The sequence below is a fragment of the Halorubrum laminariae genome, from assembly GCF_024494655.1.
In the GTDB taxonomy this organism is placed as follows: Archaea; Halobacteriota; Halobacteria; order Halobacteriales; family Haloferacaceae; genus Halorubrum; species Halorubrum laminariae.
This window is the reverse complement of the sequence record NZ_JANHDL010000003.1, coordinates 431,289-451,910: the sequence shown is the minus strand read 5'-3', so window position 1 is coordinate 451,910 and position 20,622 is coordinate 431,289. Positions and strand designations below refer to the sequence as shown.

Below are 20,622 nucleotides of genomic sequence, written 5' to 3'. Positions count from 1 at the left end.
AGACGACTCAATCGAGCACTTGGCAACCGACTGTTTCAGACGCTCGACGATCTTCAGGAGGCAGCGCTCGCTGCACTCGACCAGCTCAAAACGCCTAATGTATTTAAGTATTTATGTCCTTAAGTATCAGTGATCGTCTTCACGCCACTTGTGCTCGCACTCGGTACAGACGAAAAAGCGGGTCTCGGACTCGTCGGCCGAGCGGATCTGTTGCATGTACCAGTAGGCGCGGTCGTTACCGCAGTCGGGGCAGTGGGCAGTGGTCTTCGGGAGTCCTTTGTCCTCGGCGTCGCTCACGTCCACGATCTCCGATTCGACCTGCGACTCCGTGGTCCACTCGTCGTCGGCTTCTTCGCGTCCGATCTCGTAGCCGCAGGAGTCGCACACCCAGTGGTCTTCGCCCTCGCCCGACTTCATCATCGAGCCGCACTCGTCGCAGAACTTCATGTCGGAAGCAACCGCGGATCGTATATAAACGGCGGGATCGCGGTCGCACACGCACCACAGCGCGACTGCGTACCAAGACCAGAATTCACGCGCGTAGCGTGATGTCGATAGCGATCCGGCGGACGTACACGGGGGTCTCGGTGAGCGTCGCGCTCGCGACGGTCTCGTTCGCGGTGACGGCTTCGAAGCCGACGGTGCGCTCGAAGTACCGACCCCACGCCGGTGCTCTCGACGACTCGATCCGAATCTTGTGTGGGTCGTCTGAATCCTCGAACCGGCCGATATTCCCGTCATTCGGCGTCCGAGCCTCGATCTGGACGGTGTCGTCGCCAGCGGCGGTCGTCGCCCCGGAGACCGAGAACAGTCGGACGACCGGCAGGACCGTTTCCCCGTCGGCGACGAATCGGGGCGCTGACAGCATCGCCGTTCCTCCCGAGTCGGTCCGGAACAGCGCGCCAGCCTCGTAGGCGATCGTCGTGTCACCGTTCGTGTACTCGACCGGACGAGTGGTGATCGGTCCCGTTATCGATCCCCCGCTCTCGTTTTCCACCGATATCGTTGCTGCGTCGGCGACGGCCAGTCGCCCGCCGTTCAACCGCACCTCGGTCGACCGGCTGGGGTCGCCGTACCGCTGGATGTCCCGGACGTTGTCGTCGAACACCTCGAAGGCCCGCTCGACGTTCGCGACGCGTGCCGCCTCCTGTCTGTCTTCCACCCCCGCGAGCCCGACTGTGAACACCGTTCCGATCGTCACGGTGACGAGCGAGAACACGAGGACGTACCCTACGACGTTACTCACGGCGCGGTCGTCGTCCCCGAACCCGACGAGACCGCCGTCGGCGAGCGCGATCGTCGGGGCGCGGCCAGAACGGTCGCTCACTGCTCCGTCACCTCCAGCGTTCCCGATTCGGAGTCCTCGTCGGCGACGGCGTAGCTGATACGGATCGGGCCGCCTCGGACGGTCGTCTCGGACACATCTCCGGTCGCGGCGTGTGGGATCTCGATTCGGACATCGGGGCGCTCGGTCCGAACCACGACCGCGCTCGAATTGATCTCGATCCGGTACCCCCTCCCCGCGATCCGCGTCGGAAGGTCGGCGTCGACGGTGACGGTCACGGCCCCCTCGCTCCCCGGGCGATCGGCCTCTGCGGCGCGGGCGAGTCGGTCTGCGCTCTCTAGGTTCGCGACCGCGGTCTGTCCGGTGACCGAGAGTTCACTCTCGACCGTCCGCTGCGTCTGCGCGTCGATCACGCCGCCGACGGCGATGACGACCCCGGAGAGCAACAGCGCGCCGATCGCGAGCGTCAGCACGTAGCCGACGGTGACGCTCACGGCGCGGTCGTCGCCGGCGAAATCGGACAACGGATCAGTCATTCGGCTCACCCGGAGCGACCCGGACCGTCGTCTCGAACCGGAGGTCTGCGGTGCGGTAGCGGAATCGGAGCGTGGCGTCGTACACCGCCGGCGTCGTCTCCAAGGAGGAGACAGATCCGTCCGAGAGCACGGTCGCAGCCATCTCGGCGTCGACGTCGGCGGTGTTCGCGAACTCGATGACGTACGCGTCGGATTCCTCGCTGAGTTCCGTCGGCCAGATCCCGGGACACGACTCGCCGTCGACCGATTCTCCCGTGACATCGACTGTTACGCGGCTGTCTTCGATGCCGTCTATCCGACACGCTTCGGTCACGTTCGTCCCGTTCGTGCCCGTCTCGACGACGACCGTGCCGGAACTCGACTCGTACGCGTACGCCTCGTGCGTGGTGTTCGAACCGGTTCGGTTGAACACGACGGTGAACGGGTTATCTTCGTCCGTCGACGACGTATCCGCAGCGACGGTGAACGATCGCGTCTGCTCGACCGCAGAGACGTTCGACGAATCGTCCAGCGACCCCGTGACGTACCGGCCCTCTCGAAGCTCATCGTCTGTCAAGCTCAGATTCGCAATTCCGCCCCGTCTGGCCGCGGTCCGGCCGAGCCGTCTGTCGAGATCCACGATGCCGTTTTCGATGTCTGTCTCCGCGGCGCTGTAGCTGCCGGGCTGCCCGCGGTTCGTCGCGTCGATCAGGGTTCCGGTGCCGTCGACCGCGGCAGCCCTGATTTCGAGGGGTTCGCCGTCTGCCGCCTCGACGCCGCGCGTCGCGAGGTTCTCGCTGTAGATGCTCGCGTTCAGCAGGACCACGAGCGCCACAAGCGAGACGGCCATGACCAGCCCGGCGACTAACAGGAGCTGGCCGCGATCGTCGTCGCGGAGGCGGCCACGGTTCGGATCGTCGCCGGCGGCGGGCGCGGTCACATCCGCCATACGAGTATCTCCACCTCCACGTAGTCGTACACGTTGCCGTCGGCGGTGTCGTATTCGACGTAGAACGCGCCGGGATCGGTGTCGTCTGCCAGTCTGCGGAGCGTCGTGTCCTCGTGTCCGGGTGCGGTCAGGTTGGCGTCTTCGGGGAGGGCAACCGACCGCGTCGCCGTCACGGCGTTGTCGCTCGGCGATCCCATGTCGACCATGGCGGTTCGGTTCTCGTTGCGGTCGCCGTGACGGATCACCACGTTGAACGCGATGCTTCTGTCGAGGAACGTCCGGTTCAACGTCTCGCCGAAGTCGTTCGGCGGCCCGCCCTCCGTGTGGGCGGCGTATTCGCCGGTCCCGACGAACTTCCCGTCTTCGGAGTCAGCCTCCGGGTCCCAGTAGAGCAGCGCGGCTTCGAGGTCACCGTTCTCGGCACTCGTCGCCAGCAGGTCGCCCGCGACCGCGCGCTGTTGGTTCTCGATATGCTGGTTCGACGTGCTGGCCGAAAGCGGCGTCACGGCGGTCGCCTGCAGCGCGAACGTCAGCCCGGTGACGAGCAGGATGGCCGCCGCGAACGCTTCGAGCGTGTGCGCCTGTCCGCGGTCGGTCCGTCCGCCTCCATTTCGCTCCGATGGTCCCACCATCGTCACCACACCCGCACCGTGAGGCGGTACTGGTCGCCGTGGATCGAGACGAGTCGCTGTGAGACGGTGACCTCGTCCGCGCCGACGGCGTTCGGATCGCCGTCGGTCCGGACGAGTTCGACGTTCTCGAAGGTTCCGTTTCGGGTCTCGATCGGGATCTCAGCCGGATGCTTGCTCGGGTCCGACTCGTTCAGATCGTGGATCACGACCTGCACGTCGCGATCGAGATGAAACTGGGCGGCCGGGCTCGCGGTGATGTTTGCGGCACAGTCCGCCTCGTCCAGATCGACCGCATCGGCCTCGTCCGGTTCGAAGAAGGCGACGGTGCAGGCGGGCGACAGCACGCCCGGTTCCGCGGGCGACACGGCGAGGATATCGTCTGCGAGGCCGGCGGCGACGCGATCGCTTACAAGCGGGGACGCCGTGTCGGCCGCGGCGAAGGGATCGAAAAGCGACGGAACGAACGCGACCACGAACGCGAGGGTCAACAGGAACACCCCCGCGCCGACCGCGAAATCGATCGGCGTCTGCGCGCGACGGCCGCCGAGCGAGAGTCGCGTTCGGCGGTCGCCCGGACTCGGGTTGGCCCGCCCGCGACGATTACCCCACATAGATCCACACCCCCAACGCGAGCGTCAACAGGACGACGGCGAACTTGACGCCGGAGACGATGTCGGCGTTGCGGATGTACCCGCTGATGAACCCCGACAGGATCGCCTGCAGCGTCACCGCGTGGAAGAACAGGAGCGAGAGCACGTCGGGGTCGACGCCGCCACCGCCGCCGAATCCCGCGCCCGCAGAGCCTCCATCGGCCTGTGAGGAGAGCCCACCCATCACGTCGATAAACTGCGTCTGGAGGATCGCCATCACGCCGAGTAAGGTCACGTACGTCATCACGATGATAGCCACCTGCATCCGGGTCCGGGAGATTCGATCGCGCTCTATGTCATCCTGATTTTCGGAGGCCTGTGCCGCCGTCGTCAGCACGTCCGTGATCTGTGAAGATGCCTCCTGCGCCTCTGAGATGAGCTTCACCGTCCGGGCCAGCCGTGGGACTGCGTACGCGTTGTTGAACTCGACGAGCGCGTCCCGGAGACTCATCCCGTAATTCACCTTGGCGTGGATCACCTCGAACTCCTCGGCGAGCGTCCCGCTCGACGTGTCCGCGACGGTCTCGACCGATTCGAGGAGAGTCTGTCCGGTGTCGTTCGCCGAGGAGAGTTTCCGGAGGCTCTCGGAGAGCTTTCCCGTGATCGCTCGCTTCGACCGCTGACTCCACTCGTGGAACACGGCGAGCGGGACCAACACCAAGTACGCGGGGACGTACACCCAGACGAACGTCGACCACACCGGACGGGCGACCCACCCGTCGAACGTCATCGGGGCGCTTCCGCCGATCGCGGCGACGGTGACGACGACGAGCGCGGTCGGCACCGTCAGCGCGAGGGTGTACAGCGGGTTGTCACGCAAGAACAGGTGGGGCGCGGCGAGGATCTGCATCGTCTTGTACGTCCCCTCTCTGTCTCGGATCCGGTCGAAAACGCCGAACCGCCCGACGAACGCCTCGACCAGACCGAAGTGGAAGAGGCCCTCTTTGCTCGTCTGTCGGAGCCGCTCGCTGCCGCCGTCCGGCTGGAGGTAGCCGTCGCCCGGCTCGTCCTGTTTCACCGTCGAGACGAGCACCAAGAAGCCTGCGCCCGTCAGCGGGATGAGCGCGTACACCGTCGCGTACAGGAGCCGATCGTCCGACTCGCCCATCATCCCCATGATGACGAGGATGATGATGAGTAAAAGCGGGAACAAGGAAAGCGTCATGTACATCTCGCCGAACAGCTCCAGCGTCTCTAAGGTCATCTCGCGCTCCTGTTTCGACGTGCGGAGGTGTTTCTCCTTTTTGTCCTTCAGGAAGCTCTCCATGTCGCCGCCGGAGTTGACGATCGAGAGCATGTCCGCGAGGAACTGCGAGAGTTCGTCCGAGGGTGTTTCCATCGACTGCTGGCGGATCGCGTTCCGGTAGTCGGTCCCGAAGTACTCGGTTTCGTTGACGATGCTCTGGAACTCGCGAGAGACCTCGCCGTAGGTGTCTTCGGCGGTGGCCATCGCTTGGAGGATCTCCAGTTGGTTGAGCCCGCCGACCGACAGCGCGTACATGAACGAGACGGAGTCCGCGAGCAGGAGGTTGATCTCGCGTTCTCGCGCCGAGGCCCGCGAGTACGGGATCGCGACGAGCCCGCCGAAGCCCGTCGCGAAGCCCAATGAGCCGAAGACGATCCCGCTGAGGAGGATCGCAGTCGGCACGACGAGCGACCGCAGCAGATCCCGAATCGCCGGCGTGGGAGCCGGCGCGCCGATCGAGAGCGAGCTCGGATCGAGAAGCCCCAACGAGAAAACGCCGTATCCCACGAGCGTGCCGACGAGCCAGAGGGCCCCGCCGACGAGGATGCCCGCGCCGAGCGCCCGCGAGACGTACATCTCGACCTGATCGGGCATGCGCGCCTCCGCGAGCGTTCGCTCCACGTCGCCGACGAAGTCGCCGTCGGGATCGAACAGCAGTTCGAACGCCGGGTAAAACAGCTCTGCGAGGAGGTCGCCGTCGACGGATCCGTCGCCAACGCCCGTATCGACGCTCATAAGGCCAACCTCGCTCGATGCATCAGTTCACCCCTCCTCGGGAGGATCGACGGTGCCAAACCCCCAATTGCGGTCCGTCTCCTCCTCGTCGTCGTCCGTTTCCTCCTCGTCGGTAGACACCTCACTACCGTCCGTCTTCTCGTCGTCCGACTCCCGCTCGCCGCCGACCGCGTCCTCGTCCGTTTCGTCGTCTGACTCCCGCTCGCCGTCGATCCCCGCCGGACCCAACACGTCGATCCCCTCCTCGAAAGGCTCGTCGAAGTCGATCCCACCGGGGTCGCCGCTGCCCTCCTCGTCTCCGGATCGGCTGTCGATTTCCGACGTGGGCGTGGCGTCGGCGACGCCCTCGAACGCGTCGTGATCCGGCGTGTTCGAGGGGCGCGACGGCGTCGACGACCCTGCCAACGGGGATGAACCGTCGGCGTCGGTTCCCGTGGAGGAAACGGGATCGGTCTCGCCGTCAACGTCGGTTCCGGCGAGAGAGTCCGCGTCGAGATAGTCCGTGCCGTCGAGGAGGCCCGCATCGAGCGCGTCCGACTCGACGCCGATGGCGTCGACCACCGCGTCGTCGAGCGTCGCCGCCTCCCGCGCCGTCGACGCAAGGGTCTCGCGGGTCGCGTTCGGATCGGCCTCCACGTCGCGGGCGGGCGCGATGTCGAGCAGCGCGTCCGCGACGGAGTCTGGCAGCCGGCCGCGATACTGGGCGAACAGATCTTCTGCTTCTTCGAGGATAGATTCGACCTCTGCGCGGCCCGCCTCGTCTGGATCCGGGCGCGGGACCATCGCCTCTTTGTCGCGGTCGACATTGATGAGGACGGATTCCATCTCGCGGAGATCTTCGAGCGAGCGCTCCAGTTCCTCGTTTGCCATCAGCGCGAGCACCGTCTCGGGGTCGTTGATGAACGCTTGGAACGTCGCCGCCACCTGCGCGTAGCTGTTGAGCCCGCGATCAATGAGGTACGCTAACACGATTCGACGCTTCCGGAGTTCCGCGTCGAGCGTCTCGCGGCTCCACCCGCGGTCGAACATGATGTCGTCGAGCGTGTTCGAGTCGCCCATCTGGAGGAACTCGTCCGTCTCCGCCTGCCACTGAAACACGTCTTGAACGTTGATCTCGTCGTTCTCGGCGTCGTAGTGGTTGATCTCGGTGAGCGATTTGTTGCGGCGCACCTTCCGGCCCTGCACCCGCGTCGACGTCTGTACGGAGACCAGATCGAGGGCGGTGAACATCGTCTTCGAGACGTTGATGGGGTCGGTGGTGAACCGCTTGAGCACCTCGCCGACGGTGTCGGCGTGAAAGGTGGTGTACGTGGTGTGGCCGGTCGACATGACTTGGAAGGCGGTGCGACCCTCCTCGCCGCGGATCTCGCCCATCACGATGTAGTCGGGGCGCTGACGGAGCGCGGCCTCCAGCAGGTCGAACTCGTCGATGTCCCCCTTGTCATCATCGGAGAACGACGGTCGGGTGACAGAGGCGATCCAGTTGCGCTGGGGAAGCTCGACCTCACGGGTGTCCTCGATGGAGACGATCTTGGCGTTCGAGGGGATAAACAGCGAGACGGCGTTCAGGCTCGTCGTCTTCCCGGAGGCCGTGCCGCCGGCGAAGATCAGGCTCTTGTGGTTCTCGATGGCGAGCCACAGGAAGGCCATCTCGTCGAGCGAGAACGTCTTCCAGTTGATCAGGTCGATCGGGGTGAACGGAACGTCGTTGAACTGGCGGATCGTGTAGTTGGTACCGTGGTCGGACACCTCGCGGCCGAGCGTGAGCTGGGCACGAGAGCCGTCGGGGAGCGTGGCGTCCACCTGCGGGCGGCGCTTCGAGATCCCCTTCCCGGAGCGCTGGGCCAGCTTCACGACGAAGTCGTCAAGCTCGTCGGTCCCGTGGTACACGTTCGTGATGATCTGCTCGTAGTCGGAGTGGTAGACGAAGACGGGCGAGTCGTAGCCGTCACAGGAAATGTCCTCGACGTTGATGTCGTACTTTATCGGGTCGATGCGCTCGTAGCCGATGAAGTCGCGTTTGAGGTAATACAGCAGCTTCTCGACTTGGTGATCGGTGAGCGTCTCCGGGTCCTCCGCGAGCACCGCGGGCTCGGGTCGTGCGCGCACAGCGGTCCCTGCCGCGCTTCCCTCCCTCGGCGACTCGTAGCCCAGTGACTCCGCGATACGTCCAGCGATTCCGGCCGTGGCGTCGAACCCGAACCGGTCGGCGAGGCCGTCGATCAGGTCGTCGACGGCTCCGCGCCCGCTCTCGGCGTGGTCGTAGAGCCCGTACCGATCGAGCAGCGTCAGCGTCTCGTCGACGATGACGCCCTCGCGGAACGTCTCGTCGCCGCCCGCGATCGCCTCGTCCGCGTACTTGATCGACGTACGGAGCTTCCCGGTGAGGAACTCGACGAGGTCCGTCTCGATTTCGGTCCGGTACGGCTGCACCGCGTAGTACTTCACCTCGTTTTCCTTCGTCGACCGGAACACCATCACGAACGCGTACGGCTTGTTCACCCAGTACCGCTCGATCTCACGAAAGTGCGCCTTCTTCGGCAGCGGTACCGCCTTCTCTAAGTCGTAGCGGTTCGCGAGCGTCGCGTGGCCGTCGTCGGTCGAGAAGAACGCGTCCTCGTCGACGTCGGGATTCACGTTCACCGTACGCTCGTCGACAAGTTCTGCGAGGTCGGCCGCTGCGCTCTCGCCGGCCCCGAGGAGGGGTTCGGTCCGGTCGGGATCGAATCCAAGCGCCTCCCGTTTGTCGGCGCGTCCGAACTCGCGGGACACTCCGTCCTCATCGGTCGGCGGATTCCCGTCCTCGTCGAAAAAGAACTCCTCGGCGTAGTCGTCCCACGTGTAGCGGCCCTTCACGATCGGCGTCCCCTCGGCGGCGCGTGTGTCTTCAAGGCCGCTGTGGGATCGGAGGCGGCTGGCGGCAGTCGCGCCCGCTGCCAGCCGCTCTGCCGTCGCGTCGGGGTCAAATCCGAGAAACTCGCTCGGGTCGAGACCGGCGCGCGCCCACTCGTCTGGTGCCGGCTGTCGTTGCGGGATGACCGTCACGTCGTCACCGGCGACGACGACTCGACCAGACTCGTCGTCCGCACCGTTCGGAACGACTGCCGCGGCACTGCAGATCACGTCGTCCGAATCGACGACGAGAGTCTCCTCGCCGGCGCGCTCATGTTCGACGGCCGAAGCGTCACCGTCGCTCGTAAACGGCTCGTCAACGCCGGCAACGCGGGTCACGCGGTCGACACCGTCTGGAACACGGGCACGAACGGCGCTTGCCGGAACGGCGGGGTCGTTTTCGATATCGTCGTACAGCGTCACAACGGCGTCTTCTCGGCCGATATCTGATAAAAAGCAACGCCACGAGTATTGCCCCGCCGAAGCAGGCGGGTCGAACGCCGACGATCCCGCAGCACCGTCCGGCGACGGAGGAGAGCGTTCAGCGTCCTCTGTGGTCATAAGTTCGAGAAATCCACGAGCACTAAAAAAGGTGTCTCGCAAAAATCCGCGAGTGATAATCACCACGCGTCAGCGACTGAACACGTCTTCACCGCAACTGGCGTGTCGGGAGGACATACCTCCAGCATGGGAGGAGCGGTTTTACGTCAGCGGCGTACAGATCACTCGGTGTGTCACGTCGCGATCGCGATCACCTGACGACGGCCAGAACGCTGCTCGGACGACTCCGCGATCCGGCGGTCCGAAGCCGGGTCCGCGCGGCCGTCACGGCGGAGCTTCTGGGGACGCCACGGAGCCTCGCGGTCGTCCTCGGATTCACGGCGTTCATGTTCGTCGGCGGCGTCGGCTACTACGCCCCGACAGCCGGCGACGTCCCCGTGTGGCTGTGGCCGCTGTACGCGGACTCGGCCGTGGCAGTCGCGCTCGGCGGAGGCGTTCTCGCGAGCATCGTTCCGACGGTTCGAGCCGGCGAGAGCGTCGTCGACGACGCACCGGCGTCGCGCCCGCTGGTGTACCTCCACACCGTCGCGTTCGTCTGGCTCGTCCAGTTCGGTCTCTGGCCGCTCGTCTCGTTGAACCTCGCGGTCGGCGCGTACCTCGCCGCGCCCGACGCGCTGGTCTACTACTGGGGCGTGATCGGGACGCACCTCTGTTTCGTCGGCCTCGCGCTGCTGTTTCCAGCGTTCGGGCGGACGACGCGCGGCGCGCTCGCGGCGGCGCTCGCGCTCGCCAGCGTCAATACCGCCGTCGACTACGGGCTCGGGTACCACCCGCCGTTGCTGTACGAGCCCGGGCCGGTCTTGGCGGGCGCGACCCTCGCGATCGGAGTCGGTGCCATCGCACTCGCGAGCCGGTCGTTCCGCCGGTTGTGAGGCGACGCTCCGGCCTCACTCCGCCATCACTCCAAGACGTAGGTCTCGTCGCCGTCGAGCACCACCGGCTCCGCGGCGGCCCCCGCGGCCTTCACCTCGCTGACGAACTCCCGCGTGTCGATCTCGATCGGCGGGAACGTGTCGTAGTGCATCGGGAACACCACGTCAGCGCCCACCCAGTCGGCCGCGATCCCCGCGCCGGCCGGACCCATGGTGAAGTGGTCGCCGGCGGGGAGCGCGGCGGCGTCGGGTTCGAGGTACGGCGCGATCACGTCGACCATCTCCGACATCAGTCCCGTGTCGCCGGCGTGGTAGAACGTCGTGCAGTCAGAGTCGGACTCCTGTGTCGGCTTCTTGTCGCCGATCACGAACCCGGCGGGCATTCCCGCAGAGGTTCCGTAGCCGGTGTCGATGCCGTTCGAGTGGTCGGCGCGCACCATCGTCACCCACGCGTCGCCGCACTCGACGGTACCGCCGATGTTCATTCCCATGCCGCCGACCGCGCTCTCGTGGCCGAAGGTGTCCTGTACGTAGCCTGTGAGTTCCGGCGTCGCGACCACCGTCGCGTCCTCGTAGCGGTCCGCGTCCGAGATGTGGTCCGTGTGCCCGTGCGTCAACAGGAGGTAGTCGGGGTCCAACTCTTCGGGGTCCACGTCGGTCTTCGGATTGTCGAAGTGCGGGTCGATGAGCAACTCCGTGTCGTCGACAACGACGTGCCACGTCGAGTGGCCGTGCCAGGTGAGTTCCATAGTCCGGTCAAGCCATCTCGACGGACACTAATAAAATCCGACACCGCGGTGAACCCGCTCTAAAAACAGCCACGAGTGGCGACCATTCCACACGAAAGGGGAGTGAAATATTTTGTTCGATCACTTCTTCGCCGCGACATCGCAATAACGACCCCCGACTACACGCTTAACAACCGGATCATCGTAGAAAAACCGGATGACCTCGGAGCCACAGCATGGTGCGTGACCGATCGGATCGAGGAGACGACGAGGCCGACGGACGCGAGGACGGGGCGGACAGACACGCCGGAGACGACCGCTGCGAGGGGTCGACGTCCGCAGACGGGGACGACCGCCACGGCGACCCGGTGCGCGTGGACCGCTCCGACCGCGGCGGTGTCCCGGGCCGCTATCGACACCTCATCGAACACGTGCAGGACGCTGTCGTCGAGTTTGATTTCGTCGACGGCGAACCGATCGTCAGGTCAGTGAACAGCGCGTTCGTTGATATCTTCGGCTACGACCCAGACGAGATACGCGGCGGGTCGCTCAACGACTGGATCGTCCCCGACTGGAAACTTGAAGAGGCACGTCGACTCGACGAGCGCTCTGTCGCGGGTGATGTCAACTACCAACAGGTTAAACGCGAGACGGCGACCGGACTCCGGGAGTTCCTGTATCGGGGCGTGCCGTACGCAGAGGGAACCGGCGCGGCGCGAGACGGCGGGTTCGCCGTCTACACCGATCTCACGGAGATATCGCGGAACGAGCGCCGACTGAAGGTGTTGAACCGCATCCTCCGACACAACATCCGCAACAACGCGAACGTCGTCGCGGGACACACGACGCGGCTGCTCGCCGAGATGGATCGTCAGGATCCCGAAACGGTCGACGTGGCGGCGACGATCGAGCGGGCGGCCCACGAACTGGAGCACCTCGCCGAGGAGGCGAGCAACATCCGGCGGGTCCTCCGGCGACCGGCCGAGGAGGGCGACGAGATCGACCCGGTCCCGCTCGTCCGGTCGGTCGTCGACGATCACCGCCAGCGCTCGCCCGCGGCCGAGATATCCCTCTCGCTGCCCGAGTCGGCGTCCGTGATCGGGGACAGCCGTCTGCGATACGCCGTCGATAGCCTCGTCGACAACGCGATAGAACACAACCCGAGCGCGACGCCGCGGGTCCGCGTCAGTATCGACGACGCGGCCGCGACGGACGACACGCGCGAAGAGTGGGCCATCCTCCACGTCGAAGACGACGGCCCGCGAATACCGCCCGACGAGCGTGAAGTGATCCTCGACGGCGAGGCGATCACGCCGACGCATCACGGGAGCGGACTCGGGCTCTGGCTGACCGAACTGACAGTCGAGACGTTCGGCGGAGAGCTTTCATTCGCCGCCAGCGATCTCGGCGGCAACGACGTCTCGATCCGCCTCCGGCGGCGGTGAGGATCGCCGCCCGAACCGGGAACGCTTTGTGCCACGCCCTCGCAATCGCTGACCATGCACCGCGTACGGTTCCGCGACCCAGCCGGATCGATCCGCGAAGGCACCTACGACCCCGCGAGCGACACCGTCGCGTTCGCGGACGAGGAGTACGCGCTCGACTCGCCAGAGATCGACGTGTTGCCGCCGACCGATCCGTCGAAGATCGTGTGTATCGGCCGCAACTACGCCGATCACGCCGCGGAGCTGGGAAACGACGTGCCCGACCGCCCGCTACTCTTTTTGAAGCCGCCGAACGCGCTCGCGAGCCACGGCGACACCGTCACCGTCCCGGCCGGCAAAGACCGAATCGACTGGGAGGCCGAGATCGCGGTCGTCATCGGCGAGCAGTGCAAGGCCGTCGACGCCGACGACGCGATGGACGTGGTTGCGGGTTTCACCTGCATGGACGACATCTCGAACCGCGACGACCAGAACCGCGAGCAGAACTGGGTGCGCGGGAAGGCGTTCGACAACGCCGCGCCGCTCGGACCGGTCCTCGCCACCCCCGACGAGGTGCCCGACGACGCGAGCGTCGAACTCCGCGTGAACGGCAAGACGAAGCAGTCGAGCGACCGTGCCCACCAGATATTCGACGTGCCGACGCTGATCGAAGAGATCACCACGTACATGACGCTTGAAGCCGGCGACGTGATCGCGACCGGCACGCCCGAAGGCGTCGGCGCGCTCTCCGACGGCGACACCGTCGAAGTCGAAGTCGAAGGCGTCGGCGTCCTCGAACACGACGTGCGGATTCCCTGATCGACGCGGCGTGCAGGTCTCGTGTCCGACTCGGCTCGACGCCGAACGTGCTCGCGTGACGCCGTCGCCGACAGGTTTCTTGTGGTGACGCGTCTCGGGTAGCACATGGCAGGATGGACGACCGACGAGATGTCGCGGTTGGACGGAGAGACGGTCGTCGTCACCGGCGCGAACAGCGGGCTCGGATTCGAGGCCACCCGGGCGTTCGCTTCGAAGGGGGCGACGGTCGTCATGGCGTGTCGCAGCGTCGACCGCGGCGCGGACGCCGCCGACCAGATCCGTTCGGACGCCGGCGGCGAGGTGGACGGCGCGTTGGACGTGCGCGAGTGCGACCTCGCTTCGCTCACCTCCGTCGCGTCGTTCGCCAAAGGACTCGCTGACGACTACGACGCTGTCGACACGCTGTGCAACAACGCTGGCGTGATGGCGATCCCACGACGTGAGACCGAAGACGGCTTCGAGACCCAACTCGGCGTCAACCACCTCGGCCACTTCGCGCTCACGTGTCGGCTGTTTCCACTGCTCGTGGCGGCCGACGGCGTCGACGACGCGCGCGTCGTCACCCAGTCGTCCGGCGCACACGAGCGCGGCGAGATGGACTTTTCAGATCTCAACTGGGAGGAGTCGTACGACAAGTGGGGCGCGTACGGCCGGAGCAAGCTCGCGAATCTGCATTTCGCCTACGAACTCCAGCGACGGATCGACGCGGCCGCCGACGCCCTCGGCGTTCGCAGCGTCGCGTGCCACCCGGGATACGCCGCAACGAACCTCCAGCTACGGACCGCAGAAGAGAGCGGGACGCCTCTCGCTGCCGTCGTCATGCGCGTCGCGAACGCCGTGTTCGGCCAAGACGCTACGACCGGCGCGCTCCCGTTGCTGTACGCCGCGACGGGCGATGTCGACGGCGGCGCGTATGTCGAGCCGGGTGGCCTCCTGAACATGCGCGGAGCGCCGACCGTTGGGCGGTCAAACGACGCGTCCTACGACCTCGACGACGCCCGCCGCCTCTGGGAGTTCTCGGTCGAGGCGACAGGCGTGGATCTCTCGCTCTGAGGCCGCGCCCACGCAGCTATCGGTGTGGCAGTCACTCGCGATGATGATATACACGAGACGCGGTGTGCGTGCTGTACGGGAGCGTCGTACCGGCGTTACCCGGAGTCTACAGCCGGTGAGACGCTTACAGTCGAGTGAGATTCGTCGCTCGCGGCCCCTTGTCGGCCTCCTCGATCTCGAACTCTACCTCCTGTTCCTCCTCGAGATCCGGGCCGCCGACGTCTTCCATGTGGAAGAACACGTCCTCGTCAGCGTCGTCAGTCTCGATGAATCCGTAGCCGCCGGTGTCGTTGAAGAAGTCGACCTTGCCTGTCGCCATCGCACGTTGAGGTACTCCTGACTGCATGATAAGTGTTGTGTATCCACAGCCGGATACCAGCGGCTCAGCGTGTCGATATCACTGCAGCCGTTTCGTCGTTTCCACGAGGGGGTGGCGAGCGTAGTCGACGATCTCAATGTCGGTGATGTCGTCGAGTCCCTCTTTTTCGGCGGTCTTGGCCATGCCGAGATCGATTCGAACGTCCGGGACAATGACGTACGCATCCATCGTCTCGATGCCGCTCTCGTGGGCGGCCATCACCCGATGGTGGCCGTCCGCGAGGTGGAGTGTCCCGTCGTTGTCGATGACGACGAGGGGCTCCGCGAGCCCTCGTTCCAACTCGTACTTGCGTCCCTCCAGCTCGTCGGCGTACACTCGCGCCTGCGTCGGCGTGAGGTTGGTGAGTCGGACCTCGCGGCGCTCCTCCGTGAGCGGGACGCCGTGGATCTGTTCGAGCGTCCGCATCAGCTTCCCGACCTTGCTCGGGGTTGCCCGCTCGATCTGGGACCGGACGACATCGGTGTTTGAGATGATACCCACGAGGTTGTCGGCGTCATCGACCACGGGAAGCCGCTGGATTCCGGATCGGAGAATGACCCGTGCGGCGTCGGTCACTTTCATGTCCGGGTGCGCCACGACGAGGTCGTCGGACATCACCGTAAACACGGGCGCGTCGTCGTCGGCTAGGAGGAGATCGGCGGCCGAGACGAACCCCTCGACGGTCCGACCCTGCGTGACCGGAAATCCGTTGTGTCCGTCGCTTTCGGCCATGCGACGCGCGACCGTCCCGACGGTTTCGTCCGGACTCACCGTCTCGACATCGCGGGTCATGTACTCGTCGACGGTCGGTTTGCCGCTCATCGGCGATGATAAAGCCCTCGTGGGTTAAAAAGGGAGGCGCTACTGCTCGCTACGTCTCACTGCGGACTCGGACTGGACGGACTCGACACGTTGCTCTCCTTGAGCGCAGACCCGGTGATCGACTTGAGTCGGGAGACGAGTGAGTCCTTCTCGGCTTCCCCCTCTAAGGCGATGTCGAGAACCTCGCTGATGTGGCTCACCGGAATGACCTCGATCATGTCTTCGTACTCGTCTTCGATCATCACGTCCTGCTCGTTGGCGGCGGGGATGATGACCCGGGTACAGCCGGCCTTCGCGGCCGCCTCGATCTTGTGGGTGACGCCGCCGACGGGAAGCACGTCGCCCCGCACCGACAGCGATCCGGTCATCGCGAGGCTCTGGTCGACGCCAACGTTCTCCAGCGCGCTTATCACGGCGGTCGCGACCGTGATGGACGCGCTATCCCCGTCGACGCCCTGCTGACCCGCCTGCACGAACTGGATGTGGATGTCCATTTCCGAGATGTTCTCGTCGGAGAACTTCTTGATGATCGCGGAGACGTTCGACACCGACTCCTGCGCCATCTCCTTCAGCTGGCCCGTGGCGATGACCTCGCCAGGGCCCTGCGAGGGCGCGACCTCGGCCATCACCGGGAGCATGATCCCGGAGTCTTCGCCCATCACGGCGAGGCCGTTGACGCGGCCGACGACATAGCCGTCGGAGACCTGCAGTTCGTAGTCCTTCCGGCGTTCGATGAAGTCGTCCGCGAGCTGCTGTTCGATGGAGCGCGAGCGCCCCTTCGCCTGCAGCACGTGGTCGCGTGTGGTCAGATCGGCGTCCTCGCCGCGGGCTATGTCGCCGGCGACGCGGACCATCCCGCCGAGGTTCCGCATCTTCAGCGTGAGGTGGTCCTTCCGGCCCGACCGCCGCTTGGCCTCAAGGATGATCTCCTCGACGGCTTCGGCCGTAAACTCCGGCAGGCGACCATCCTTCGCGACCTCCTGTGCGATGAACCGAGCGTACTTCCGGCGCATCTCGGGGGTGTCCTCGATCGTGTCTTCCATGTACACCTCGTAGCCGTATCCCTTGATTCGGCTCCGGAGCGCCGGGTGCATGTTCTCCATCGCGTCGAGGTTCCCCGCCGCGATCATGACGAAGTCGGTGGGGACAGGCTCGGTCTGGACCATCGCGCCAGAGGAGCGCTCGGACTGGCCCGTGATCGAGAACTCGCCCTCCTGAATCGCCGTCATGAGGTGCTGCTGGCTCCGTATATCGAGCGTGTTGATCTCGTCGACGAACAGCACGCCCTTGTTCGCCTTGTGGATGGCCCCGGCCTCAACACGGTCGTGGCTTGGCGTCTCCATCCCGCCGGACTGGAACGGGTCGTGCCGCACGTCGCCCAACAGCGCACCAGCGTGTGCCCCAGTCGCGTCGCGGAACGGCGCGGTCTGCGTGTCACCGTTGTTGACGAGCAGGTTCGGGATCATCGCGTCCGAACCACGATTGAGGTAGCGGAAGACGAGGTAGACGACGCCGGCCGCGATGATTCCGACGAGAATCTGGCCGACGATGATGAGCGCGTAGCCCAACACGACGGCGATGATGATCCACATGAGAAGCGACCGCATCTGGTTGCGCTTTCGCGCCTCCTCGCGGTGCGCCTCGACGATCTGGTCGCCCTTGCCTGCGGGGACCGTTCGTACCTTCGGCTTGTTACCGTCTTCCGGGTTGTGGTAGACGAGAACGTCCTGTAGCTCCTCTTTCGGGAGCAGTTCGGACATCGCTTTCGCAAGCATCGACTTCCCGGTCCCGGGCGAGCCGATCATCATCACGTGGCGGCGCTGTTTGGCCGCCTTGATGATCACGTCGCGGGCGTGTTCCTGCCCGATCACTTGGTCGACGAGTCGATCCGGGATCTCGAGTTCTGCGGTCGTGTCGATCTTGAGGCCGCCCAGCAGGTCGTCTTCGTCGGGATCGTCGTCGATCTCGGCACCCTCGACTTCGACCGTACTGCCGAGATCGTCGATGCCGCCGTCGTCGGTCGGTTCGGCGTCGTCGGAGGCGACTCCGTTCGATTCCTCTCGTCCCGTCCTGACGCCGTCGGTGCTCGGATCGTCTTCGATGACGACGGTGTCGTCCCAGACCTCCGCTGAGTCGTCACCGCCGGAGTCGTCGCTCGGCGACTCCGGCGAGTCGTCGGGCGCTGACCCGGCGTCACCGGAGTGGTTCGGGGCGTCGTCGCCGTCGTCCGTCGGCTCCGACTCCTCGAAGCCGGCGTCCTCGCGACGCTCGGAGTCCCCGGTCGGCGGGTCGTTCGTGTCCTTTTCGTTACTCATAGAATCGGGTGTCGCTACGGAAAACGAAGGGTCGGCAACTGATATACTTTCTCCCCGGCGGCCGATGCGGTGAATCCGACAGATCGCCACGTAGGTGCTGTTACGACCTCGAAAACGACGACGAAGTGGTCTCACGAAGTTTATAAACGAGGCCCGCAGTATGTCGATCCATGCGCGGGTTCTACATCGGGCGGTACCAGCCGTTTCACGACGGTCATCAACACATGGTCGAAGAGATCGCGGCGGAGGTCGACGAACTCGTCTTGGGGATCGGCTCCGCCGGCGACTCTCACACCACCCGAAACCCGTTCACCGCCGGCGAGCGCGTGATGATGGTGACAAAGGCGGTCGAGAATCTCCCGGTCACGACCTACGTCGTCCCCATCGAGGACCTCGACCGCAACTCCGTGTGGGTGAGCCACGTCCAGAGCATGACGCCGCGGTTCGAGGTGGCGTACTCGAACAACCCGCTCGTCGTCCGGCTGTTCGAGGAGGCCGGCGTCGAGGTGCGCCAGTCGCCGATGTTTCGCCGCGACGTGTTGGAGGGGACAGAACTCCGCGAGCGTATGATTCACGGCCGCGACTGGGAGACGCTCGTCCCCGAGGCCGTCGTCAGCGTCGTCGAGGAGATCGGCGGCGTAAAGCGGATCCGACGGATCGCAGAGACCGACTCGAACGGCGCGGGACCGTCGGATCAGTGACGCGACGCCGCCCCTTTTAAGCACCTGCCCGACTCGGATCGCGTGTGATCACGCTCACCTCCGACTTCGGCTCGCCGTATCCCGCCGCGATGAAGGGAGTGATCCGCCGGCACACGAGCGCCGAACTGATCGACGTGGCCCACGACCTGCCCCGCGGCGACCCGCGTGCGGCCGCCTTCTGGCTCCGGTTCGTCCTCCCGGAGTTCCCCCCGGCGGTCCACTGCGCCGTGATCGACCCCGGCGTCGGGACCGGGCGCGACGCCCTCGTCGTTCGCGCCGGCTCGCACGTCGTCGTCGCTCCCGACAACGGCCTCGCAATGCCGCCCGCGCGGGCGCTGGCGGCGGCCGAGGATGATGTTGACATCTGGACGATCGACGTTGATGATCCGCCGAGCGCGACGTTTCACGGTCGCGACGTGTTCGCACCGACCGCGGCGCGCGTCCACGGGGCGCTCGCCGACGAGACGGACGGATCCGTTTCGGAGATGGGACCGACGGCGGTCGTCGACGCGCTCGCGGGACTGGAGGACCTCTCGCCCGCGCCAGACCCGGTCGACCTCGTCTTTCCAGAGCCGAGCGTCGAGCGCGACGACGACGGCGTGACCGCCGTCGACGGCGAGGTGCTCGCGATCGATCGGTTCGGGAACGTGATAACCAACGTGCCGGGCGAACTGATCGCAGAGCGCGACTGGATCCGCGTCGACGGCGACCTCACGCCGGTCGTCGAGACGTTCGGTGCGGTCGATCCCGGCGAGCGGCTCGTCACCGTCGGGAGCCACGGCTACGTCGAGTGCGACGTGAACGACGGCCGCGGCGACGGCGCGTTCGACGCGCGTCCCGGTGACTCGGTGCGGTTCGTCGCCGACAACGTGAGTCTGTGAGAATCGGCCTGTCTCGACTGAGTGGGCCAAACGATCACCAGCAAGTCGTCTGCGAGATCTTCCGCGACGAGGGCAATTTCGCCAAATCCGGTGAAGTCTTCTTCGAGTGATCAGCGATGCTCGTCGATCCAGTTACACCACGCGTCGAAATCCTCCGCCTCGCACTGGTCGGCGATGGACTGGAGCGTCCCGATCTTCACCCGGTCGTGCAGCGGAACGGTGACAGTTCGGACCTCGCCAGTGTCTGGGTTCGTGTACTTCAGAACCACGTGGCTCCCGCGCTGGCGGTCTTTACGGTAATTGAATGAAGCGAGAACGCCGACGATCTCTCGTCCAGAGAAGTTTCGAGGCGGGCCACTCATCCCTCGAACCACGGGGCGTCCGGCTCCGGTGCGTCCGTGTCAGCCTCGCGGGCCTCTTTGGTCAACTCCACCGCCTCGTCGAGGTTCGCGAGGGCTTCCTCACGCGTCTCGCCTTGGCTGGCGACGTTCAACTCCTCGTGGATCGCCGACCAGCCGCCATCGTCTTCCTCGATCAGGCGGATCTCGTGGCCCGTGCTCATAGCTTTCAGTAGTAGATACGGCCGAATAAGCGTTCTGTCGACCCGAGTCGGTGGAACGATCCTTATGTAGAACCGCTCAGAGTTCGACGCCCGAGGGGATCAAGCTCTCGTTTCGCAGGAGGTTCCCCTCGTGGTCATACACGAGGAACGTGTCTTTGTCGTAGGCGACGAGCCGGTCGCCCTCGACGTCAATCTCGACGCGGTAGTGCGCGTCTTCGTCGCCCGCGGAGTCGCGAGCAGCGTGGATGAAGGGGAGGACATCGGTGGCGGTCTCGTTGAGTTCGAGGACGAAGTCTCCGGTGTACCGGTTCGTCACGGCCACGACGCCGTCGGGGTCGTCGGCCTCGGCGAGCGGCTCACGGAGGCGATACGCCACGTCGATGTCGCTCGCGTCGAGCAGATCGCCGTCGCTGTCCGAGAGGCGGTTGCGCAACAGCCCCTCGGGTCCACGGAAGTCGATGCGGACGAGGGGCGTCGCCCGGGCGTCGTCGACGCCCTCGACGGTCAACTCGAAGTAGTCACGCCGCATTGCCTGTCTCATCCTTTGCGGCCGTCCCGTATCAACTTGACGGGCGGGGAGACCTCCCCAACCACGACCGGGTCTCAGTACCAATATTCGCCG

21 protein-coding genes and 1 pseudogene are annotated in these 20,622 nt (G+C 65.5%); 7 read left to right on the top strand and 15 right to left on the bottom strand.

Annotation, left to right across the window (positions count from 1 at the left end):
* Positions 1-123 (top strand): annotated as a pseudogene (locus NO887_RS08330) (IS630 family transposase); the annotation flags it as partial.
* A gap of 3 nt (positions 124-126) precedes the next feature.
* Here the strand turns inward: NO887_RS08330 and NO887_RS08325 are convergent.
* The 8 genes from NO887_RS08325 to NO887_RS08290 all read right to left on the bottom strand — a co-directional run bounded on the left by NO887_RS08325 (position 127) and on the right by NO887_RS08290 (position 9,465).
* Positions 127-447 (bottom strand): transcription factor S, encoded by a 321-nt coding sequence (locus NO887_RS08325; protein ID WP_256418001.1) that lies wholly within the window; start codon positions 445-447, stop codon positions 127-129.
* Between the two features lie 85 nt (positions 448-532).
* The gene (locus tag NO887_RS08320; protein WP_256418000.1) at positions 533-1,327 is read right to left on the bottom strand and encodes a DUF7289 family protein; all 795 of its coding nucleotides are present in this window, start codon (positions 1,325-1,327) and stop codon (positions 533-535) included.
* The gene (locus tag NO887_RS08315) at positions 1,324-1,821 is read right to left on the bottom strand and encodes a DUF7266 family protein (RefSeq protein WP_256417999.1); all 498 of its coding nucleotides are present in this window, start codon (positions 1,819-1,821) and stop codon (positions 1,324-1,326) included. The genes NO887_RS08320 and NO887_RS08315 overlap by 4 nt, the downstream gene beginning before the upstream one ends.
* Complete coding sequence (locus NO887_RS08310) at positions 1,814-2,749, bottom strand: DUF7261 family protein (RefSeq protein ID WP_256417998.1); 936 nt, start codon at positions 2,747-2,749, stop codon at positions 1,814-1,816. Before NO887_RS08310 ends, NO887_RS08315 begins: the two co-directional genes overlap by 8 nt.
* Complete coding sequence (locus NO887_RS08305) at positions 2,737-3,381, bottom strand: DUF7288 family protein (protein WP_256417997.1); 645 nt, start codon at positions 3,379-3,381, stop codon at positions 2,737-2,739. Before NO887_RS08305 ends, NO887_RS08310 begins: the two co-directional genes overlap by 13 nt.
* A gap of 2 nt (positions 3,382-3,383) precedes the next feature.
* The gene (locus NO887_RS08300) at positions 3,384-3,992 is read right to left on the bottom strand and encodes a DUF7287 family protein (RefSeq protein WP_256417996.1); all 609 of its coding nucleotides are present in this window, start codon (positions 3,990-3,992) and stop codon (positions 3,384-3,386) included.
* Complete coding sequence (locus NO887_RS08295) at positions 3,982-6,012, bottom strand: type II secretion system F family protein (RefSeq protein WP_256417995.1); 2,031 nt, start codon at positions 6,010-6,012, stop codon at positions 3,982-3,984. The genes NO887_RS08300 and NO887_RS08295 overlap by 11 nt, the downstream gene beginning before the upstream one ends.
* Before the next feature lie 27 nt (positions 6,013-6,039).
* Positions 6,040-9,465 carry a type II/IV secretion system ATPase subunit gene (locus NO887_RS08290; protein ID WP_256417994.1) on the bottom strand — a complete coding sequence of 1,142 codons (3,426 nt, stop codon included), beginning with the start codon at positions 9,463-9,465 and terminating at the stop codon, positions 6,040-6,042.
* Between the two features lie 212 nt (positions 9,466-9,677).
* Between NO887_RS08290 and NO887_RS08285 the strand changes: the two genes are divergently transcribed.
* Complete coding sequence (locus NO887_RS08285) at positions 9,678-10,337, top strand: DUF1405 domain-containing protein (protein WP_256418022.1); 660 nt, start codon at positions 9,678-9,680, stop codon at positions 10,335-10,337.
* A 26-nt stretch (positions 10,338-10,363) separates the two neighbouring features.
* Here NO887_RS08285 and NO887_RS08280 read toward each other — a convergent pair whose 3' ends face one another.
* The gene (locus tag NO887_RS08280; protein ID WP_256417993.1) at positions 10,364-11,086 is read right to left on the bottom strand and encodes a metal-dependent hydrolase; all 723 of its coding nucleotides are present in this window, start codon (positions 11,084-11,086) and stop codon (positions 10,364-10,366) included.
* Between the two features lie 215 nt (positions 11,087-11,301).
* On the opposite strand from NO887_RS08280, the gene NO887_RS08275 reads away from it, so the two are divergent.
* The 3 genes from NO887_RS08275 to NO887_RS08265 all read left to right on the top strand — a co-directional run bounded on the left by NO887_RS08275 (position 11,302) and on the right by NO887_RS08265 (position 14,361).
* Positions 11,302-12,510, top strand: a complete 1,209-nt coding sequence (locus NO887_RS08275; RefSeq protein WP_256417992.1) for a sensor histidine kinase — start codon at positions 11,302-11,304, stop codon at positions 12,508-12,510.
* 54 nt (positions 12,511-12,564) lie between these two features.
* Positions 12,565-13,308: a fumarylacetoacetate hydrolase family protein gene (locus tag NO887_RS08270; RefSeq protein WP_256417991.1), complete on the top strand. Its 744-nt coding sequence runs from the start codon at positions 12,565-12,567 to the stop codon at positions 13,306-13,308.
* 105 nt (positions 13,309-13,413) lie between these two features.
* Entirely contained in the window at positions 13,414-14,361 is a 948-nt protein-coding gene (locus tag NO887_RS08265; protein ID WP_256417990.1) for an oxidoreductase, read from the top strand.
* Positions 14,362-14,485: 124 nt separating this feature from the next.
* Here NO887_RS08265 and NO887_RS08260 read toward each other — a convergent pair whose 3' ends face one another.
* From NO887_RS08260 to lonB, 3 genes are all read right to left on the bottom strand, one after another.
* Positions 14,486-14,680, bottom strand: coding sequence for a cold-shock protein (locus NO887_RS08260; protein WP_256417989.1), 195 nt, complete (start codon positions 14,678-14,680; stop codon positions 14,486-14,488).
* Between the two features lie 78 nt (positions 14,681-14,758).
* Positions 14,759-15,541: a CBS domain-containing protein gene (locus NO887_RS08255; protein ID WP_256417988.1), complete on the bottom strand. Its 783-nt coding sequence runs from the start codon at positions 15,539-15,541 to the stop codon at positions 14,759-14,761.
* 56 nt (positions 15,542-15,597) lie between these two features.
* Complete coding sequence (gene lonB / locus NO887_RS08250) at positions 15,598-17,856, bottom strand: ATP-dependent protease LonB (RefSeq protein ID WP_256417986.1); 2,259 nt, start codon at positions 17,854-17,856, stop codon at positions 15,598-15,600.
* Between the two features lie 170 nt (positions 17,857-18,026).
* Here lonB and NO887_RS08245 point away from each other — a divergent pair, with 170 nt between their 5' ends.
* Entirely contained in the window at positions 18,027-18,557 is a 531-nt protein-coding gene (locus tag NO887_RS08245) for a nicotinamide-nucleotide adenylyltransferase (protein WP_256417985.1), read from the top strand.
* Positions 18,558-18,601: 44 nt separating this feature from the next.
* Positions 18,602-19,438, top strand: a complete 837-nt coding sequence (locus tag NO887_RS08240) for an SAM hydrolase/SAM-dependent halogenase family protein (protein WP_256417983.1) — start codon at positions 18,602-18,604, stop codon at positions 19,436-19,438.
* Positions 19,439-19,548: 110 nt separating this feature from the next.
* On the opposite strand, the gene NO887_RS08235 is transcribed toward NO887_RS08240, so the two are convergent.
* The 3 genes from NO887_RS08235 to NO887_RS08225 all read right to left on the bottom strand — a co-directional run bounded on the left by NO887_RS08235 (position 19,549) and on the right by NO887_RS08225 (position 20,529).
* Positions 19,549-19,800, bottom strand: coding sequence for a type II toxin-antitoxin system HicA family toxin (locus NO887_RS08235; protein WP_256417982.1), 252 nt, complete (start codon positions 19,798-19,800; stop codon positions 19,549-19,551).
* On the bottom strand, positions 19,797-20,000 hold the full coding sequence (locus tag NO887_RS08230; RefSeq protein WP_256417981.1) for a type II toxin-antitoxin system HicB family antitoxin: 204 nt from the start codon (positions 19,998-20,000) through the stop codon (positions 19,797-19,799). Before NO887_RS08230 ends, NO887_RS08235 begins: the two co-directional genes overlap by 4 nt.
* Positions 20,001-20,076: 76 nt before the next feature.
* The gene (locus NO887_RS08225; RefSeq protein WP_256418021.1) at positions 20,077-20,529 is read right to left on the bottom strand and encodes a DUF5793 family protein; all 453 of its coding nucleotides are present in this window, start codon (positions 20,527-20,529) and stop codon (positions 20,077-20,079) included.
* Positions 20,530-20,622: the final 93 nt, after the last annotated feature.

Excerpts from the sequence above, each read along its gene's own strand:
- NO887_RS08290 (WP_256417994.1), bottom strand. The coding sequence starts at position 9,465 with ATGACCACAGAGGACGCTGAACGCTCTCCTCCGTCGCCGGACGGTGCT.
- NO887_RS08230 (WP_256417981.1), bottom strand. The coding sequence starts at position 20,000 with ATGAGCACGGGCCACGAGATCCGCCTGATCGAGGAAGACGATGGCGGC.
- NO887_RS08245 (WP_256417985.1), top strand. The coding sequence starts at position 18,027 with ATGCGCGGGTTCTACATCGGGCGGTACCAGCCGTTTCACGACGGTCAT.
- NO887_RS08235 (WP_256417982.1), bottom strand. The coding sequence starts at position 19,800 with ATGAGTGGCCCGCCTCGAAACTTCTCTGGACGAGAGATCGTCGGCGTT.
- NO887_RS08270 (WP_256417991.1), top strand. The coding sequence starts at position 12,565 with ATGCACCGCGTACGGTTCCGCGACCCAGCCGGATCGATCCGCGAAGGC.
- NO887_RS08325 (WP_256418001.1), bottom strand. The coding sequence starts at position 447 with ATGAAGTTCTGCGACGAGTGCGGCTCGATGATGAAGTCGGGCGAGGGC.
- lonB (WP_256417986.1), bottom strand. The coding sequence starts at position 17,856 with ATGAGTAACGAAAAGGACACGAACGACCCGCCGACCGGGGACTCCGAG.
- NO887_RS08260 (WP_256417989.1), bottom strand. The coding sequence starts at position 14,680 with ATGGCGACAGGCAAGGTCGACTTCTTCAACGACACCGGCGGCTACGGA.
- NO887_RS08265 (WP_256417990.1), top strand. The coding sequence starts at position 13,414 with ATGGCAGGATGGACGACCGACGAGATGTCGCGGTTGGACGGAGAGACG.
- NO887_RS08310 (WP_256417998.1), bottom strand. The coding sequence starts at position 2,749 with ATGGCGGATGTGACCGCGCCCGCCGCCGGCGACGATCCGAACCGTGGC.
- NO887_RS08305 (WP_256417997.1), bottom strand. The coding sequence starts at position 3,381 with ATGGTGGGACCATCGGAGCGAAATGGAGGCGGACGGACCGACCGCGGA.
- NO887_RS08295 (WP_256417995.1), bottom strand. The coding sequence starts at position 6,012 with ATGAGCGTCGATACGGGCGTTGGCGACGGATCCGTCGACGGCGACCTC.
- NO887_RS08280 (WP_256417993.1), bottom strand. The coding sequence starts at position 11,086 with ATGGAACTCACCTGGCACGGCCACTCGACGTGGCACGTCGTTGTCGAC.
- NO887_RS08255 (WP_256417988.1), bottom strand. The coding sequence starts at position 15,541 with ATGAGCGGCAAACCGACCGTCGACGAGTACATGACCCGCGATGTCGAG.
- NO887_RS08300 (WP_256417996.1), bottom strand. The coding sequence starts at position 3,992 with ATGTGGGGTAATCGTCGCGGGCGGGCCAACCCGAGTCCGGGCGACCGC.
- NO887_RS08275 (WP_256417992.1), top strand. The coding sequence starts at position 11,302 with ATGGTGCGTGACCGATCGGATCGAGGAGACGACGAGGCCGACGGACGC.
- NO887_RS08225 (WP_256418021.1), bottom strand. The coding sequence starts at position 20,529 with ATGCGGCGTGACTACTTCGAGTTGACCGTCGAGGGCGTCGACGACGCC.
- NO887_RS08315 (WP_256417999.1), bottom strand. The coding sequence starts at position 1,821 with ATGACTGATCCGTTGTCCGATTTCGCCGGCGACGACCGCGCCGTGAGC.